The 16,461-nt window shown below is 42.1% G+C and carries 13 protein-coding genes; 6 read left to right on the top strand and 7 right to left on the bottom strand.

The features are described 5' to 3' along the window. The first annotated feature begins 2 nt into the window (after positions 1–2). Genes NMU02_RS00465 through NMU02_RS00450 form a run of 4 tightly spaced genes read left to right on the top strand, consistent with a single transcriptional unit; the run spans position 3 to position 4,950 of the window. A complete protein-coding gene (locus NMU02_RS00465) occupies positions 3–2,168 on the top strand; it encodes a S9 family peptidase (protein ID WP_255025087.1) in 2,166 nt (721 codons plus the stop codon). 23 nt (positions 2,169–2,191) lie between these two features. Further along, entirely contained in the window at positions 2,192–3,460 is a 1,269-nt protein-coding gene (gene purD / locus NMU02_RS00460) for a phosphoribosylamine--glycine ligase (RefSeq protein ID WP_255025086.1), read from the top strand. A 57-nt stretch (positions 3,461–3,517) separates the two neighbouring features. After that, positions 3,518–4,531: a hypothetical protein gene (locus NMU02_RS00455; protein ID WP_255025085.1), complete on the top strand. Its 1,014-nt coding sequence runs from the start codon at positions 3,518–3,520 to the stop codon at positions 4,529–4,531. Then, positions 4,492–4,950, top strand: coding sequence for a YqaA family protein (locus NMU02_RS00450; RefSeq protein WP_255025084.1), 459 nt, complete (start codon positions 4,492–4,494; stop codon positions 4,948–4,950). The genes NMU02_RS00455 and NMU02_RS00450 overlap by 40 nt, the downstream gene beginning before the upstream one ends. 182 nt (positions 4,951–5,132) lie before the next feature. On the opposite strand, the gene NMU02_RS00445 is transcribed toward NMU02_RS00450, so the two are convergent. The 7 genes from NMU02_RS00445 to metK form a co-directional block, all read right to left on the bottom strand. Next, complete coding sequence (locus NMU02_RS00445) at positions 5,133–6,308, bottom strand: DUF2931 family protein (RefSeq protein ID WP_255025083.1); 1,176 nt, start codon at positions 6,306–6,308, stop codon at positions 5,133–5,135. An 85-nt stretch (positions 6,309–6,393) separates the two neighbouring features. Then, positions 6,394–7,536: a DUF2931 family protein gene (locus NMU02_RS00440; RefSeq protein WP_255025082.1), complete on the bottom strand. Its 1,143-nt coding sequence runs from the start codon at positions 7,534–7,536 to the stop codon at positions 6,394–6,396. A gap of 86 nt (positions 7,537–7,622) precedes the next feature. Next, entirely contained in the window at positions 7,623–8,492 is an 870-nt protein-coding gene (locus tag NMU02_RS00435; RefSeq protein ID WP_255025081.1) for a DUF2931 family protein, read from the bottom strand. Next, positions 8,453–8,746, bottom strand: coding sequence for a hypothetical protein (locus NMU02_RS00430; RefSeq protein ID WP_255025080.1), 294 nt, complete (start codon positions 8,744–8,746; stop codon positions 8,453–8,455). The genes NMU02_RS00435 and NMU02_RS00430 overlap by 40 nt, the downstream gene beginning before the upstream one ends. A 129-nt stretch (positions 8,747–8,875) precedes the next feature. Further along, entirely contained in the window at positions 8,876–10,414 is a 1,539-nt protein-coding gene (locus NMU02_RS00425; protein WP_255025078.1) for a YifB family Mg chelatase-like AAA ATPase, read from the bottom strand. Between the two features lie 35 nt (positions 10,415–10,449). Next, positions 10,450–11,562 carry a DUF4369 domain-containing protein gene (locus NMU02_RS00420; RefSeq protein WP_255025076.1) on the bottom strand — a complete coding sequence of 371 codons (1,113 nt, stop codon included), beginning with the start codon at positions 11,560–11,562 and terminating at the stop codon, positions 10,450–10,452. 114 nt (positions 11,563–11,676) lie between these two features. Further along, positions 11,677–12,969: a methionine adenosyltransferase gene (gene metK / locus NMU02_RS00415; RefSeq protein ID WP_255025074.1), complete on the bottom strand. Its 1,293-nt coding sequence runs from the start codon at positions 12,967–12,969 to the stop codon at positions 11,677–11,679. Positions 12,970–13,412: 443 nt separating this feature from the next. On the opposite strand from metK, the gene NMU02_RS00410 reads away from it, so the two are divergent. Together NMU02_RS00410 and NMU02_RS00405 are read left to right on the top strand one after the other, a co-directional pair. Next, positions 13,413–14,474, top strand: coding sequence for a helix-turn-helix domain-containing protein (locus NMU02_RS00410; protein WP_255025072.1), 1,062 nt, complete (start codon positions 13,413–13,415; stop codon positions 14,472–14,474). Between the two features lie 139 nt (positions 14,475–14,613). Continuing rightward, a complete protein-coding gene (locus NMU02_RS00405) occupies positions 14,614–16,371 on the top strand; it encodes a DNA/RNA non-specific endonuclease (RefSeq protein ID WP_255025070.1) in 1,758 nt (585 codons plus the stop codon). The last annotated feature ends 90 nt before the right edge of the window (positions 16,372–16,461 follow it).

Genomic DNA, 16,461 nt, shown 5'->3' with positions numbered 1-16,461 from the left:
CAATGAAACGCATTTTTTATTTCATTATCATTCTCATAAATACCGTTATACCGTTAATGGCACAGGATAAAACCTTTACGCTCGACGACCTTATTCCGGGCGGAAAAAATTATGCCAAATTTTCACCATCTTCTAAAGAATTGAAACAACTGCGTTTTATAGGCGATCATTATCTGTTTGTACAAAACGACACTCTGTACAAAATAAATCCTGCCCATAAAAAACATGTCTGGGTAACGAAAACCGACCTGCAAGAGGCTCTCGAAAATACCGAAACAAACAGCAAAAAATTAAAACGATTACCCTTTATAACCGTCGCATCGGTCGATAAAAACACATTTATCCGTTTCGATCACGATAGCCATTCGTTTGTTTATTCTCCCGATCAGAAAAAAATCGTTTATTCATACCGATTCGAAAAAGGAGATACCAACAAAGATATCAACCCGAAACTGAACAGTTATGCAGTCACCAACGGATCGGGCCTCTATCTTATCGAAGCAGATGGAAATCGTACCTGTATCGCAAAAGAAAATAAACCGGATATACTGTTCGGATCGGAAAGAGTTTACCGGAATGAATTCGGCCTTAAAAAAGGAACTTACTGGTCACCTCAGGGAAACGCATTAGCTTTTTACCGTATGGATGAAAGCATGGTAGGAAACTATCCGCTCGTCGATATTTCGGCACGGGAGGGAAAACTCATCAATATAAAATACCCCATGGTCGGAATGAAAAGCCATCAAACCACGATCGGGGTATACAGACCTGCGGATAAAAGCATGGTTTTCTTAAAAACGGGAGCTCCCAAAGACCGATATCTTACCAATATAAGCTGGTCTCCCGACGAAAAAGAAATATACCTTCAGGAAGTAAATCGCGGGCAAGACACCTGTTCTCTCGTCGTTTACAGCAGCGAAACAGGGAAACGATTGCGAACCCTGTTTACCGACAGCAGCAAAAAATATACAGAACCCGAACACCCGATTCTTTTCATACCGGGTAAAAGTGACCGGTTCATCTTGCTTTCGCGTCGAAACGGTTACAGGCACATGTATCTATACGATACTACGGGAAAACTCATAAAACAGCTTACGACAGGACCGTGGGAAGTTTTAAATGCCGAAATCGATAAAAAAGGAGAGAATATTTATTTTACAGCAACCGAAAAATCGCCACTCGAAGTACATTATTACAAACTGAACTTTAAAAACGGAAAATACAACCGGCTTACACAGGAAAATGGCGTACACTCGGCAATCGTCAGCGAATCAGGCCGCTATCTTATCGATAACTATTCTAATCATTCTACCCCTCGCATACAGCGGTTCTATGACCTGAAATCGGGGAAAAATAATACGCTTTACCAAGCGGCCGATCCTTATAAAGGATACGGATTTCCCGAAATTACCTGTGGCACCATCAAAGCAGACGACGACTCAACCGACCTTTATTACCGGCTTATAAAACCGGTAGGATTCGATCCTCAAAAAAAATATCCGACTGTAATTTATGTTTACGGAGGCCCTCATGCCCAAATGATACATGATACCTGGATGTGGGATGTTCGGGGATGGGATATATATATGGCCCAAAACGGGTATATCGTTTTTAGCGTAGACGGACGTGGTTCGAATAACCGAGGCCTTGAATTCGAAAGCGCACCTCACCGTCGTTTAGGAGAAATTGAAGGAAAAGATCAGATGAGAGGAGTGGCTTTTCTGAAATCACTGCCGTATGTCGATCAAGAGCGTATGGGAGTCCATGGCTGGAGTTTCGGTGGATTTATGACTACCTACCTGATGACACACTATCCCGAAACATTCAAAGTAGGGGTGGCTGGAGGACCGGTAATCGATTGGAAATACTACGAAGTAATGTATGGTGAACGGTATATGGGAACTCCGCAAAATAATCCCGAAGGATACGAAAAATCGAATCTAAATAATTATGCCGGTAACCTAAAGGGTCATTTATTACTTATACACGGTGATCAGGACCCGGTCGTCGTAATGCAACACAGCCTCAGCTTCCTCGATCATTGCGTTAAAGCCCGCACATATCCCGATTATTTTGTTTATCCGGGACACGAACATAATGTTATCGGGCTCGACAGGGTACATCTGCATGAAAAAATCACCCGATACTTCAACGATTATCTAAAATAATAATAAAACACAATACGACCGACATGAATATTTTACTTTTAGGATCTGGCGGCAGAGAAAATGCACTGGCCTGGAAAATAAGGCAAAGTAATAAAACCGAGCGATTATTTATTGCACCCGGTAATGCGGGTACAACTTCCTGCGGAACGAACGTACCCATTAGCGTAACCGATTTCGACGCAATCGGCAAGTTTGCTCTCGAAAAAAATATCGGGATGGTTATCGTGGGACCGGAAGATCCTCTGGTAAAAGGGATCTATGATTATTTTAAAAAAGACGAAAAACTGAAAAATATCCCAGTGATCGGACCCTCACAATCGGGAGCCCGGCTCGAAGGCAGTAAAGATTTTGCCAAAGCTTTTATGATGAGGCACGGTATCCCCACAGCCAAATATAAGAGCTTTACAGCTGGTGAGATTGAAGAAGCCTACCGCTTCCTCGAATTACTCGAACCTCCTTATGTTCTGAAAGCCGATGGCTTAGCAGCCGGAAAAGGCGTATTAATTATCGATAACCTCGAAGAAGCTCGAAAAGAACTGAAGGAAATGCTCGACGGAATGTTCGGCGAGGCCAGCCGTACTGTTGTTATCGAAGAATTCCTTTCCGGCATCGAATGTTCGGTATTTGTCCTTACCGACGGCAATTCATATAAAATACTCCCCGAAGCAAAAGATTATAAACGGATAGGAGAGGGGGATACCGGTCCCAACACCGGCGGTATGGGAGCCGTCTCTCCGGTACCTTTTGCCGACAGGAAATTTATGCAAAAAGTAGAAGAACGTATTGTAAAACCGACAATAGAAGGCCTTAAGGCGGAAGGTATCGATTATAAAGGATTTATCTTTCTTGGATTGATAAAAGTAAACGGTGAACCGATGGTTATCGAGTACAATGTACGTATGGGTGATCCAGAAACCGAAGTCGTAATGTTACGTATCGCCTCCGATTTTGTAGATTTACTCGAAGGCGTCGCAAAGGAAGATCTCGACCAACGCAATCTCAAAATCGATCCCCGAGCCGCTGTTACCGTCATGCTTGTTTCAGGGGGATATCCCGGCTCATATGAAAAAGGGAAAGTGATTACCGGAACTGATCTTGTCAAAAACAGTCTCCTTTTTCATGCGGGTACAGATTTAAAAGAAAGCGGACTTGTAACAAACGGCGGACGGGTAATCGCAGTCAGTTCCTACGGAAAAAATAAAGAAGAAGCCCTTGCTTTTTCGTTCGAGAATGCAGGAAAGATCGCATTCGAAGGCAAATATTTCCGTTCGGATATCGGAAAAGATTTATAGTAAACTACAGCCCCGGAATAACTTGTTTCGGAGCTACTGAATAATATATTGAGTAATTTGAAAGAAAATTATCTGAAAAACCTCTCCGACAATACAGGATTACTAACCCTGTGCATTGTATTGTTTGCCGCAGCCGTAACTGCGGCATGTCTCGTATTTCCGGTAGAAACACAGATTACCAATTTTAGTCTGGTAATGCCGGAACGCAATGCATGGCGACTTACCCCATTTGCCCGCGTACTCATCAACAATGCGATCATATTTACATGCTCGCTTTTAATGATCAGGTTATGCAATAAATTTTCACTCATCCGAAACCGGACGATTTTCCCGGCTTTATTCTTCCTTCTTTTCGAGGGAAGCAACCCGGGCCTTACAACCGAGTTGAACACCGGAAACCTGTTGGTTTTTATTTTTATTCTGTCATTATTCGTTTTATATTCTTCTTATCAATATCCCGAACCTCAGAAATTTGCATTCGGCATTTCACTTATGACAAGCGTAGGAGCCTTATTGTGGCCGCCGTATCTCTTTTTCCTTCCGGTTTTCTGGATAGGGACTTTTCTGATGCGAGCCTTTACTTTTAAGTCTTTCCTCGCCTCGCTTATGGGAATTGTTACAACGATATGGGTCATCTTTTGTTTACATTGGATTACCGAGCTCAAACTATATCCGCAAAATGTATGGGATATGATTTCCGGTATCGATATTGTCAAACCGGATCGACTGGACATTATACAAACCCTATGGCTCGTTTTTACAGCCCTTATCGGCATTTTAACGATTATAGGCAACCTATATCGCCATTATAATGACAAAACGCGCGTACGGGCTTCTAACGGTTTTATAAACGTAGTTCTTATTTGCTCTTTGGCTGCGGCAGCCCTGCATTTCTCAGAAGCAGATACCTACATGCCTATACTCAATGCCTGCATCGCATTGCAATGCGCACACTATTTCACCCATTCGAAAACCCGTATATCGATTATTTTGTTTTATATCGTGATCTTCCTCTACTTAATCCTTTTCATATGGAGTTTATTTCAGCACTCAGCGAGTGGGGCTATATAGGTCTTTTTCTGGCGGCATTTCTCGCCGGTAGCATTCTACCGTTCAGTTCAGAAGTTGTACTGGGACTTTTGCTGGCGGCAGGTTACCCTCCCTGGGCCTGTCTTATCACCGCTACGGCCGGTAACTGGCTGGGAGGAGTTACCTGTTATTATGTCGGACGATTGGGACGTATCGACTGGATAGAGAAATATTTTAAAGTAAAACGGTCGAGTCTCGATAAAGCCCAAAAGTTTCTTCAGGGAAAAGGCGCTTTAATGGCCTTTTTCGTATTTCTTCCGTTCGGCGGAGATCTTATTATTCTTAGTTTGGGGCTAATGCGGGCTAACGTCCTGATTGTAAACTTATCGATGCTCGCAGGCAAATTTCTCCGGTATTACGTTGTCATGGTAGGCGTCGGTTATTTCTCATCGTTATTCTGATTGTATTCTCCTGAAATCAAGTATTTTTTAAAATAGCAAATACAAACCGATAGTCACACTACAAGTCGGACAAGAAAAATAGGCGTTGGATAGGAGGGCAGCCTTAACATTAAACATAAATAGTCCCTGTTAACTATTCCGTAATTCACTCTCGCATACGTCAATTCACTTAATTAATCTATTTATTCTCCTATAAATTTAATATTACTCGAATGAATATCTCGATGATTATTATAAAAAACAATCGCTTCTTTATCAGGCTGTTCGACTCCCTGTTTAAACACATGAATTTGTGTTTTTTCAAACTTCAACTCCCGGTCTCCGACACGCAGAAAAATATCGAACCGGTTGTTGTTTTTGCTCACATAAATCACAAATTCACCGTTCTGCCCCCGATCCTTTCCGTAGGCTTTGTCGAAAAATTCGAGTACTTCATCTTCATTAAAATAAAAATGCCCTGTGTATTTGACATCTCCAACATACCACTTAAAGGCAAGGCTCTTAATTCTTGCCAATGAATTTATAGGAATTCCGTCCCGACTTTTTATAATCTCACCATTTGCATAACTTGAACCATAATCGGGATCGAGTTTCGTCTCATTATTTTCAAACTTAATCTTTATTTTGTAGTTGAATTTTTCCAAATACCTGTCCCATAGCTTATAGGGAATGCCATGCTCTTTTATATAGGCAAGCATCGGCTGGTATTCTTCGTATTTTAAAGTTCTGTCAAAATGTTCTTTCATTGTTTTATAATTCGTCACATAAGGAAAGTTCAACTCTTCGAGCGTGATATCTTTCAACTCGTCACATTGGAAGGAGTCTACATACACGCGGCGTCCGGGACCGGTTATATGTAATAAGGCTTTGCCACCGGGGATAAAGGTTACACAAAAGGTGGTGTAGGTATAATGCTTTTGTTCAGTCTTACCTTGCCACTTTTTAAAAACTTCATATCCTTGAACAAACAACCGCCGATATCTCTCCTTTTGTGCGTCGGTAAATGTAAAATCGCCTCCATAAACTTTACGTTCGGCTCTAGACAGCCATATTGTCTTAAATCCATTAGGCATAGCCATTTGTGCGTCGAAGTCATTAAGGGCTGCATTGCTCGACCCATTAGCGATGCCTCGGCGCAGCTCCGAGTAAATGACAGGATAAGGGGAGTTATCTACGCCGACATAGAAAATTACATATCTCGATTCAACGGGGAATAGTTTGGGTGCACTTGCCGCCGGTCCCCAGGAATAACCATTTGCCATTTCCTTATTTTTTTTGTTATTATTCGCTTGTCCTCCGCAATATTGAAAATTTATTCCCAACAGCGACAATAGTGCATATATCATAATTATCCTCATAGTTATAATTTTTGTCGATACCGATAACTCGAATTGTCATTTAGCAGTCCGATACCTCATATAATATCTGTATAATCGCTCAGATTTATTCTCCAACAAATTTAAAATCTCTTGAATGGATCTGTTGATGATTGTTGTAAAAAACAGGGTCGTCTTTATCCGTCCTGCCTGGCCATTTTCTAAACACATGTATTTGTGTCTTTTCAAACTTCAACTCCCGGTCTCCGACACGCAGAAAGATATCGAACCGGTTGTTGTATTTACTGACTTTTATCAGGAATTCACCCCGAATATTTGGATTGGAGTTATTGCCGAATACCTCTGGGTAATTATGTATGACCTCATCCTCGTTAAAAAAGAAATGCCCTGTATAAACTGTATCGGCAACACTCCATGCCATTATCAGATATCTAAGCCGTGACATGGGATAACTTTTTACATCGTCGAGGCTCCCGAACATTTCTCCATTTGAACAATAATAACCGTAATCCGGATCTAATTCCGCCTGATCGTTCTCAAACTCAATTTTGATATCATACGGAAATCTCTCCGCGTAAATATCCCATAATCCTTTAGGAATGCCATTTTTGGATAAATTTTCAACCGCTTTTGGGTAATCAGACAAGCGGCCCTTGCAAAAGTCTTCTATCGTTTTATGGCGGGTTTCTACAAAATCACTTAGTTTTACCGAGACCTCTTCTGCTTGCAGCGTATAATCCAAACGGACATAACGATGAGGACCATCAAGGTATAGCCATATTTTTCCTCCCGGCAAAAGTGTGATGACGAGGTTGTTGTACCTAAACCGTTGCTGTTCACTAACACCATAGTATCCCTCGCGAAACAACTCCAACATTCGAGTTTGTAATTCCTCCGGAAACCGAATATTTGCTTTATAGAATTTCTTCTCGGTGTAAGAAACCCATAAAATATCAAGACTATTAGGTACAGGCAACCCCTGTTCTATGTCGAACGCGTTTAAATCGACCCCACCGGCTCCGCTTCTTCCTATACCCAACCTGGGAAACTGATCCAGGACTGGAATACTTTTTCCTTTAACCCCAAAACCTACATTGCAATGGTGAAGTTCTGCCGGATAATTGTAAGGTGTACTAACAGACGGACTCCACGAAAAAATCGTTCTCATCTCTTTTTTGTTTTTACCACCACACGATTGAAAATTCAACCCCAAAAGCGACAATAGTGCATATATCATAATTATTTTCATTGTAATAATCTTTATCGATACCGGTAACCCGGATTGTCTTTTGATAGCCCGAAACTACAAATACCATCTATATAATCGCTCATGGCTTATTCTCCTAAAAACAAGTCATGGTTACCCTCGTAGTTTTTGTAAATCAACTCAGCGTCTTCAGGCTTCCCTTTGGGTTCCTTAAAAACCCGAATCTGAGTCTTTTTAAATTTATGCTCACGTCCAGCAACGGTCAGCGAGATGTCGAAAAGATTATTGTACTTACTCACCCAAATTTTGAGTTCTCCCTTTTGTTCGGGATTATCTTTAAAAGCTTTGTCGAAAACGTCCAACACCTCCTGCTCGTTGAAATAAAACCATGCAGAATAAAGGTATTCGCCGACAGTCCAATCATTAGTAATAACACGCACCCTGGCGGCAGGAGTAATCGGCATACCCAGAGAATATAACGGAGCTATGATCCCTTGTTCGCCATTGGTAAAATCATAGCCCGAACCTTCATATACGCTCTGCTTGTTCTCGAACTCAAATTTTACATCATAGTTAAACCGCTCGAAATACCGGTCCCATAACCCGTATGGCACTCCGTTGGCATGATAATTGGCGATCCATTTTACATCTAAATGGCTAAGCATTTTATCATAATATTCATCCCAATTCTTATACGCGAAGTATCCGTCCGGCATAAAATCTTTCATTTCTACGGTTGTTTCTTTACCCTGATACTCTGCCAAAATAACACCTTTTTGATAGCCTGTCACGTAGACAACGATGCGTCCCCCCGGAAGGAAACAGGCATTGACCCATTTGTAGTTCTCTTTCTCTCCCTTGAAATTTATATAACCCTCCTCGAAAAACCGGGTTATTTGTTCCATCGGGAAATCGACCTCCGCCTTATAAAATTTCTTATCTACCTGCGACAGCCAGATCACATCCAATCCGGTGGGAAGCGGAAACGTCCCTTCCAAACCATATGTCGCACCAATATTCCCCAAACCTGTGTTGTTGGAACCACCACTGCCAACGCACTGTTTTCCCCACAACGCATATAGGCAACATGAATATCTACCGGGAAAAGAATAGGGACGTTGGAGGTAGGCTCCCATTTATATTTTTTCAAACTCATAAATTTTATTTTATTATATCCCCAAAACGCGATATACAAAACAACCGCAAGGGCCATTGCTATTTTCACTGCCAGAATCATTTTACTTCGTTTCATTGCCGTTTAGCATTTTATTGTTTATTGCCGGACATTCTGCCAAATCTCCCAGAGCAGATAAGCCTGAGTATACAAGCGAATATTTTATAGAAGTTTAAAACCGGTATTCCCCCATACATATTACCGATTTCAACCCGCCCAATTGGCCCGGTCGAGATTACGGTAACCGATCGCTTCGGTGATATGATTCACCGAGACCGATTCACTTCCGTCGAGATCGGCGATCGTACGGGCGACTTTCAGAATGCGGTCATAAGCCCGGGCCGAGAGGCAAAAGCGGTCCATCGCCATTTTCAAGCGTTCTTTTCCGGCGGCGTCGGGTACAGCGTACCGCCCCAGTAATTTGGTATTCATCTGGGCATTACAATATACGCCGGGGACATCGGCAAAACGCTCTTCCTGTAATCTTCGGGCTTTTATCACCCGTTCCCTTATTTTGGCACTCGGCTCGGAAGGTCGTATATCCGATATTTTTTCGAAGGGAACCGGCACGATCTCGACTTGTATATCGATACGGTCGAGCAAGGGACCCGATATGCGATTGAGATATTTCTGCACGGCTCCCGGTGAACAAATACATTCTTTATCGGGATGATTATAATAGCCGCACGGACAGGGATTCATCGAAGCTACCAACATGAGGCCGGCGGGATATTCGATAGAATACTTAATGCGGGAGATCGTAATTTTACGGTCTTCGAGGGGCTGTCGCATTACCTCGAGTACTTGTCGCGAAAATTCGGGTAACTCGTCGAGAAAAAGTACGCCGTTATGCGCCAGGGATATTTCTCCCGGTTGCGGAAAAGTACCACCCCCCACTAAAGCTACCCCCGATATCGTGTGATGCGGCGAGCGGAACGGGCGCTGACTCAACAGCGAAGCCCCTCTTCCCATTTTACCGGCAACCGAATGTATTTTAGTCGTTTCCAATGCCTCCTGTAACGTTAAGGGTGGAAGAATGGAGGGAATACGTTTAGCCATCATCGATTTTCCGGCTCCGGGGGGCCCTATCATAATCAGGTTATGTCCGCCTGCGGCGGCTACTTCAAAGGCCCGCTTTACATTTTCCTGCCCTTTTACATCCTCAAAATCGAGTTCGAAATTTTCTTGTCTGTCATAAAATTCAGCTCTTGTGTCGATTATCATGGGCGACAACTCGATTTCACCGTTAAAAAAACCGATCACTTCCCGTATATTGTCGACACCATATACATCGATATTATTCACTACAGCAGCTTCTCTTACGTTCGCTTTAGGTACTATAAGCCCTTTAAAACCGTCTTCCCGGGCTTTTATGGCGATAGGTAATACCCCCTTTACCGGCAATATCGTCCCATCGAGCGATAACTCGCCCATCATCATGTAATCAGATAACATCGCATGGGACACCGTTTCGGCAGAAGCTAATATGCCTATGGCGAGAGGCAGATCATAGGCGGCCCCTTCTTTACGAATATCAGCGGGCGCCATATTCACCACAATTTGTTTTCTCGGGAATTTATATCCGTTGTGTTGTACAGCCGAAACGATGCGTTCGTGACTTTCCTTTACGGCGGTATCGGGTAAACCCACCATAAAAAAACGAATACCGTTCGTACAATTCACTTCGATGGTCACCGTAATCGCGTCGATACCTTGTACGGCGGCTCCATAAACTTTTACCAGCATGATTAATCAAATAAAAAATTATAAAAAAACCGGGGCTATTTATTCTTTTCCTTTTTTTCGGTATCGGCTAACATCTTCAGGATGTAATCCTCGAGTTCTTTGCCATACAGATTACGTGCTACTATCGTTCCGGTTTTATCAAGAACCAATGTGTAAGGAATCCGGGTGATTCCGATTTGTTTCACCCATCGATCGTTCCAGCCTTCAGGAATACGCAGATGCCGCCAGTTCAAACTATCGGCTTTAATCTGCCGTTTCCATCCGATCGAATCGGGATCGAGGGAAAAAGATACCATATTTAATTTTTTCTTATCGGTCTTCCGGAAAATATCCCGCTGAGACAATATTTCGTGAATACTGGCATTATCATCCGCCGTCCAGCAAGTAACCAAGGTGGGCTTACCGATAAATGAAGAGGTATATAACATACTGTCTTTATCACTTTTAAAAGCAAAATAAGGCAAACGTTTACCAATCTCGGTTTTCTTTACATTTTCAAGAAACAACTCTACCAGAGCCTGTATATTAGTGGGTTTCCCATCCGGATCGATACTTTTAAACAGAGAATCGCATCTTTTAAAATTCACATCATCGAGCAAGTATTCATAAATGAGCAAAGCCGATACCGGAGAAGAGGTATTCTCGGTAACATATTTTTTTACAGGGTAATATAACGAATCCCGCAGTCGTGTAATATCCGAATAATAAGCAGACAAATCTTTGTCTAGAGCGTATTTTTTCTCAACTTCGGTTATGCGTCCTAACACAACTGAATTTTCGTTTCTGAATTTTCCCAGTTCTTCATTGGTATTGCTTCCCGAAATTTTTATTTCTCCGGGAACTTCTACATCACCGGTAATCTTTACACGATCACCGTTTTGTAAATAAAGGCGTAACAAAAGAGTACGATCGGGGTTGAGGATATTTACCCGGGTAAGCGCTTCGGACGATCCTTTAAACTGGAAAAAATTATTTACCGGACGTATGGTATCTAAAGTCATTCCGGCCCTGAACCGGTCGTGTATTACGTATAACGGCTGATCCGACAAGTTAGAGAGTTCAGCTTCCACAACATATTCATTCTTATCGGAACAGGATAAAAACAGACCAGAAAATATCAGTAATACGACAGCGAATAGGGTTCGCATATTTTTCGGTATTAAGTTATATCCGCAAATTTACTTTTTTTGTACCGAGCCACAAAATAAATCCGCCCAAAGCATTCGTGCCGGACGGATTTATTTACCATATCATTTATACGATTACAAGCCGAAAGCTTTTTTTATCGTATCTACATAATCGAGTTTTTCCCACGTAAACAATTCGACTTCGCGCTGTATGGGTTGGGGAATATATTTCGATGAAAACGTTTTTACAACGATCTGCGGTTTACGGCCCATGTGTCCGTAAGCCGCCGTTTCTTCATAAATCGGATTCCGTAATTTCAATCTTTCCTCGATAGCTTTAGGACGAAGATCGAAAATTTTATCGATCATGCCGGCGATTTGTACATCGCTCATCTCAACTTTCGATTTACCGTATGTATTTACATAAACGCTTACCGGTTTTGCCACGCCGATGGCATAGGAAATCTGTACCAGCATTTCGTCAGCTACACCGGCCGCAACCATATTCTTCGCAATATGACGGGCGGCATAAGCCGCCGAGCGATCGACTTTCGAGGGATCTTTACCTGAAAACGCACCTCCGCCGTGTGCTCCTTTTCCTCCGTAAGTATCTACGATAATCTTCCGGCCCGTAAGTCCGGTATCACCATGAGGACCTCCGATTACAAACTTACCGGTGGGGTTTACATGCAGAATCAGTTTATCATCGAAAAGAGCTTTTACTCGTTCGGGCAACTGGTTGATAACCCGGGGAATCAGTATATTTTTTACATCGTTGTAAATAACCTGCAACATTTCTTCATCGGCCTTAGCCTGTGAAGCAACCGTATTATCGGCCGGTGTAATAAAATCGTCATGTTGGGTAGATACGACAATCGTATGCACACGTACCGGAACATGATTTTCGTTATATTCGATCGTTACCTGCGATTTGGAGTCGGGCCTTAAATAAGTCATTTGCTTTCCTTCTCGGCGAATAGCAGCCAATTCGATCAGCAAAAGATGAGAAAGATCGAGCGAAATAGGCATATAATTATCGGTTTCGTTCGAAGCGTAACCGAACATCATACCCTGATCACCAGCTCCCTGATTCATTACATCTTCGCGTTCCACACCGCGGTTTATATCGGCCGATTGCTCGTGGATGGCAGAAAATACGCCACAAGAATCCCCGTCGAATTTGTACTCGCTACGCGTATAACCGATCCGGTTAATCACGCGCCGTGTAACTTCCATAAGATCTACATAAGCAGACGATTTAACCTCTCCCGCAAGAACAACCTGGCCGGTCGTCACGAGGGTTTCGCAAGCTACCTTCGAGTTCGGGTCATAAGCCAAAAACTCGTCTAGCAAAGCATCCGATATCTGATCGGCTACTTTATCGGGATGTCCTTCAGACACCGATTCAGAGGTGAATAAATAATTCATAATCTGTAATTTAATTGATAAATATAGATATATTTCACTGCATAAGAACATGCCGGGAAAAAATCGCCTCACTTAGGAAAGGTAAAATGCTTAGCTGGTGGTAATTCCGCCGAAAAACGGGTTAGTGACGCAGTTTTAGCATTTTTTTTCGTGGTTGCAAGCAGCCAAATCCTTCCACATTATGTTCTTTACGGCGCAAAGATAATAATTAGCCGCAATGAAAAACAAGTTTTTTAATTTATTTTTATATCACAGTCGATCTCCGATTTTTAAAACGACGACATAAAACAAAGTTATTTTTAGCCTTTATACACACTAAAAACACACCAAAAGAGAATAACGGAAATTCAATAAAAACAAACTGTAAAATAAATATCATTTTAACATTCTATCCAGTTTAAAAACATATCTTTGTAATTAAATCACACGGTCACACATCACACATGAACAAAATAACTTTTTTCATTAATGGGAGCGCCTGCATGTTTTTCACCCTGATGGCTATTTATTTCCTCAGGCAAAGAGGCGAAAGCAACCTGAAAGAAACTTTGGGGAAAGTCCTTGCGTTTTGGGCATTCCTATTCTGGAAAGATCTGCCCCTTATGACCGAAACATTCCATCGATCAGAATTTTTTAAAATACTGTTTATGTCTGTCGACATGTGGGCTGTCGTTTCTTGCGCTTTTTATGTAATAGAATTATTGCGTCCGCATTCTCTTTCATTAAAACGCATTCTTTTGCACATTATCCCTTACCTGTCGTTCACGCTTTTATACGCGATCACAGGCAATTACTTTGTTTTTATACTGAACGGTATTTGGGCTGCTGCTTACAGTGGCTTCATCATTTTTTATCTCAGCCGTGAAATACGCCTCTATAATCGAATGTTGCAAAATAACTACTCAAACCTTGAATATATTGATATAAAATGGCTGAGAACCGCCACAGGCCTACTATTTTGTTGTCTGTGTATTTGGCTCTATGCCTGTTACCGGGTCTCTTGGATCGGAGATGCCATATATTACTGTTCGGCCATATTGTTATGGGGAGTGATTTGCTATTACAGCGACAGACAAAAAGCTATCGATTTGCAGGAAGATACATACGCAAACTCTTCGGAAGAAATGCCCGAGAAAAACAGTTATACTTTTATCCCGCAACTAAAATACATGTTAGAAGAAAAATGCATTTTTCAAAATTCGGGCCTCACCATTATGGAACTGTCCAAAATGTTGGGAACCAACCGGACGTATCTTTCCGACTACCTGAATAATAACCTGAATACCAATTTTTATGATTTTATAAATTCTTATCGAATCGAGCACGCCGAGCGCATTTTATCCGATCCTTGTTTAAATCTCACGGTAGAAGAGATCGCCGAAAGATCGGGATTCAACTCCATATCCACTTTTCGCCGGGCTTTCGAAAAAAAGCACCATTGCACTCCGTTACAATACAAAAAACAATATCAAAACTTCCCCCAAAAAAGTCTTCAAACCGATTAACCAGTACAACCTATCAAAAAAACTGATTTTTTACCGAATGAAACTTTTATTTTACGATATGATCCTTTTTTAAATACATTAAAGTCTAATTTTGCAAATCCTCAAGAATATATAATTAATAATTTGATAAAATATTTTTATGAAAAAACATTGCTTGTACGCCTTAATCGGCATGCTTATTTTTTGGAATTGTAGCGATTCTCCGAACGACGAACCCGGAGGTGGAGAACCCGAAAAAGTATTTCTGAGCGTAACACCAGAAAGTGTATTTACTTTTAATGAAACTGACGACAGTAAAAACTACATTACCGTAAACTCCAATACTCCCTGGACGGCAACTCCCGATAACGAGGCACTATCACTCGACAAAGCAGAGGGTAGGGGAGCCGGCGAGGAAAAAATTAAAGTCCTCGATATGCCCAAGGGAGAATCGATTACACTTACCATTGCTACGATAGCAACACAGGAAAACCCCTCGATATCGAAAAATATAACGGTAAAACGAGAAGCTCCTGTCGATCCGCCCATTGTCGAAGGAGATATCGTTTATTTCAATAATTTCGATAAACAGGCAGCAACCAAAACCTATGGAGGCGGTTCATATTGGCCTTATCTCGACCAGTTCGAGGGTTGGAAAAATGCCGAAGGCTCAGGTTCGGGAAGCGAAACTTATTCGTTTTTCAATTTAAATGTACGCAGCGACTGGACCTCAGACTATTCTCCCGCCCCCTCTTACGCCGGAAAAGCATCGGGGATAAATAATATTTATTTCAGTAAAGCCGGTGGATATTTTACCATCGAAAATATTGTCCTTCCACAAGGAAAACAAGATTATGTTCTTTCTTTCGGTTTATCTGGGAACGACCAATTCAACAAAACCAACCTGGTCGTATCGCTGGGAGACGGAAGCCGGTGGATACCCATCGAATTTACCCGTGCAACGAATTCGGGAACCTGGGATTTAGCTAAATCGACATTCTCTTTCACCAAACCGATAGAGAATTTATACCTAAAATTCGAAGCTACAGCCGCTACGCAAATACGTATCGACGATATAAAATTTACCACCGGCAACCCGTCTGAAAATAAAATCGATCTCGGGAAGGTAAATTACCCATATCCCGAACTTCCGCTAACGACAACACCGTACGACTATTTGTATGTATATCATGCTGCTGATCTGGCCGGTACGACTGTACGTAATTATTCGATGTGTTTCGATAAAACAAAATACGCTGCCCTATGGGTAGCATATCCGCTGCATCAGTCTTACCGGGGTAGTTCGGGACGTACCGAAGCCTGGGCCGCCGACCCCTCCATCAGCGAATCGTGGCAAGCCGTACTGTGGGGAGAAGAATTTTCCCGGTATAAAGATTACACCCGCGGCCACCAAATACCGTCGGCCGACCGTACCGCCAACGATGCACTGAATGCACAAACGTTCTATGCCTCTAACATGACTCCGCAAAGCAGTAATTTCAACTCGGGCATATGGGGAACCCTCGAAGGAAAAGTAAGAAACAATATGTGCAACGATACTCTTTATGTCGTTACCGGTTGCTACTTCGGAAACGGTTACAAAACAACATTAGACGCCACGTCTTGGGGAAATGCCAGTGCATTGTCGAAAGAATGTCCAGTACCCACCCATTACTTTAAGATATTGCTCAGAACCCGTAGCGGAAATACCGGTAAACCGATCGCCGAATGTTCCGAGTCGGAATTGAAAGCAATCGGACTCTGGTTCGAACACGAAAAAGTTTATGATGAAAATCATAGTCTGGCAACCGACTGTAAATCGGTAAAAGAAATAGAAGAACTTACCGGATTTACCTTCTTCCCGACTGCACCGGCCAAAGTAAAAGAACAATGTACTCCTGCCGACTGGGTATTATAATCCCGTAAATTTTATACGATTACAAAATCGTCCTAAATAGTATTATAAATAAAGGAAGCGCCGCTTGCGCTTCCTTTATTTATAATACTA

The sequence above is a fragment of the Coprobacter tertius genome (assembly GCF_024330105.1).
Lineage (GTDB): Bacteria > Bacteroidota > Bacteroidia > Bacteroidales > Coprobacteraceae > Coprobacter > Coprobacter tertius.
This window is presented reverse-complemented; position numbering and strand designations above follow the sequence as displayed.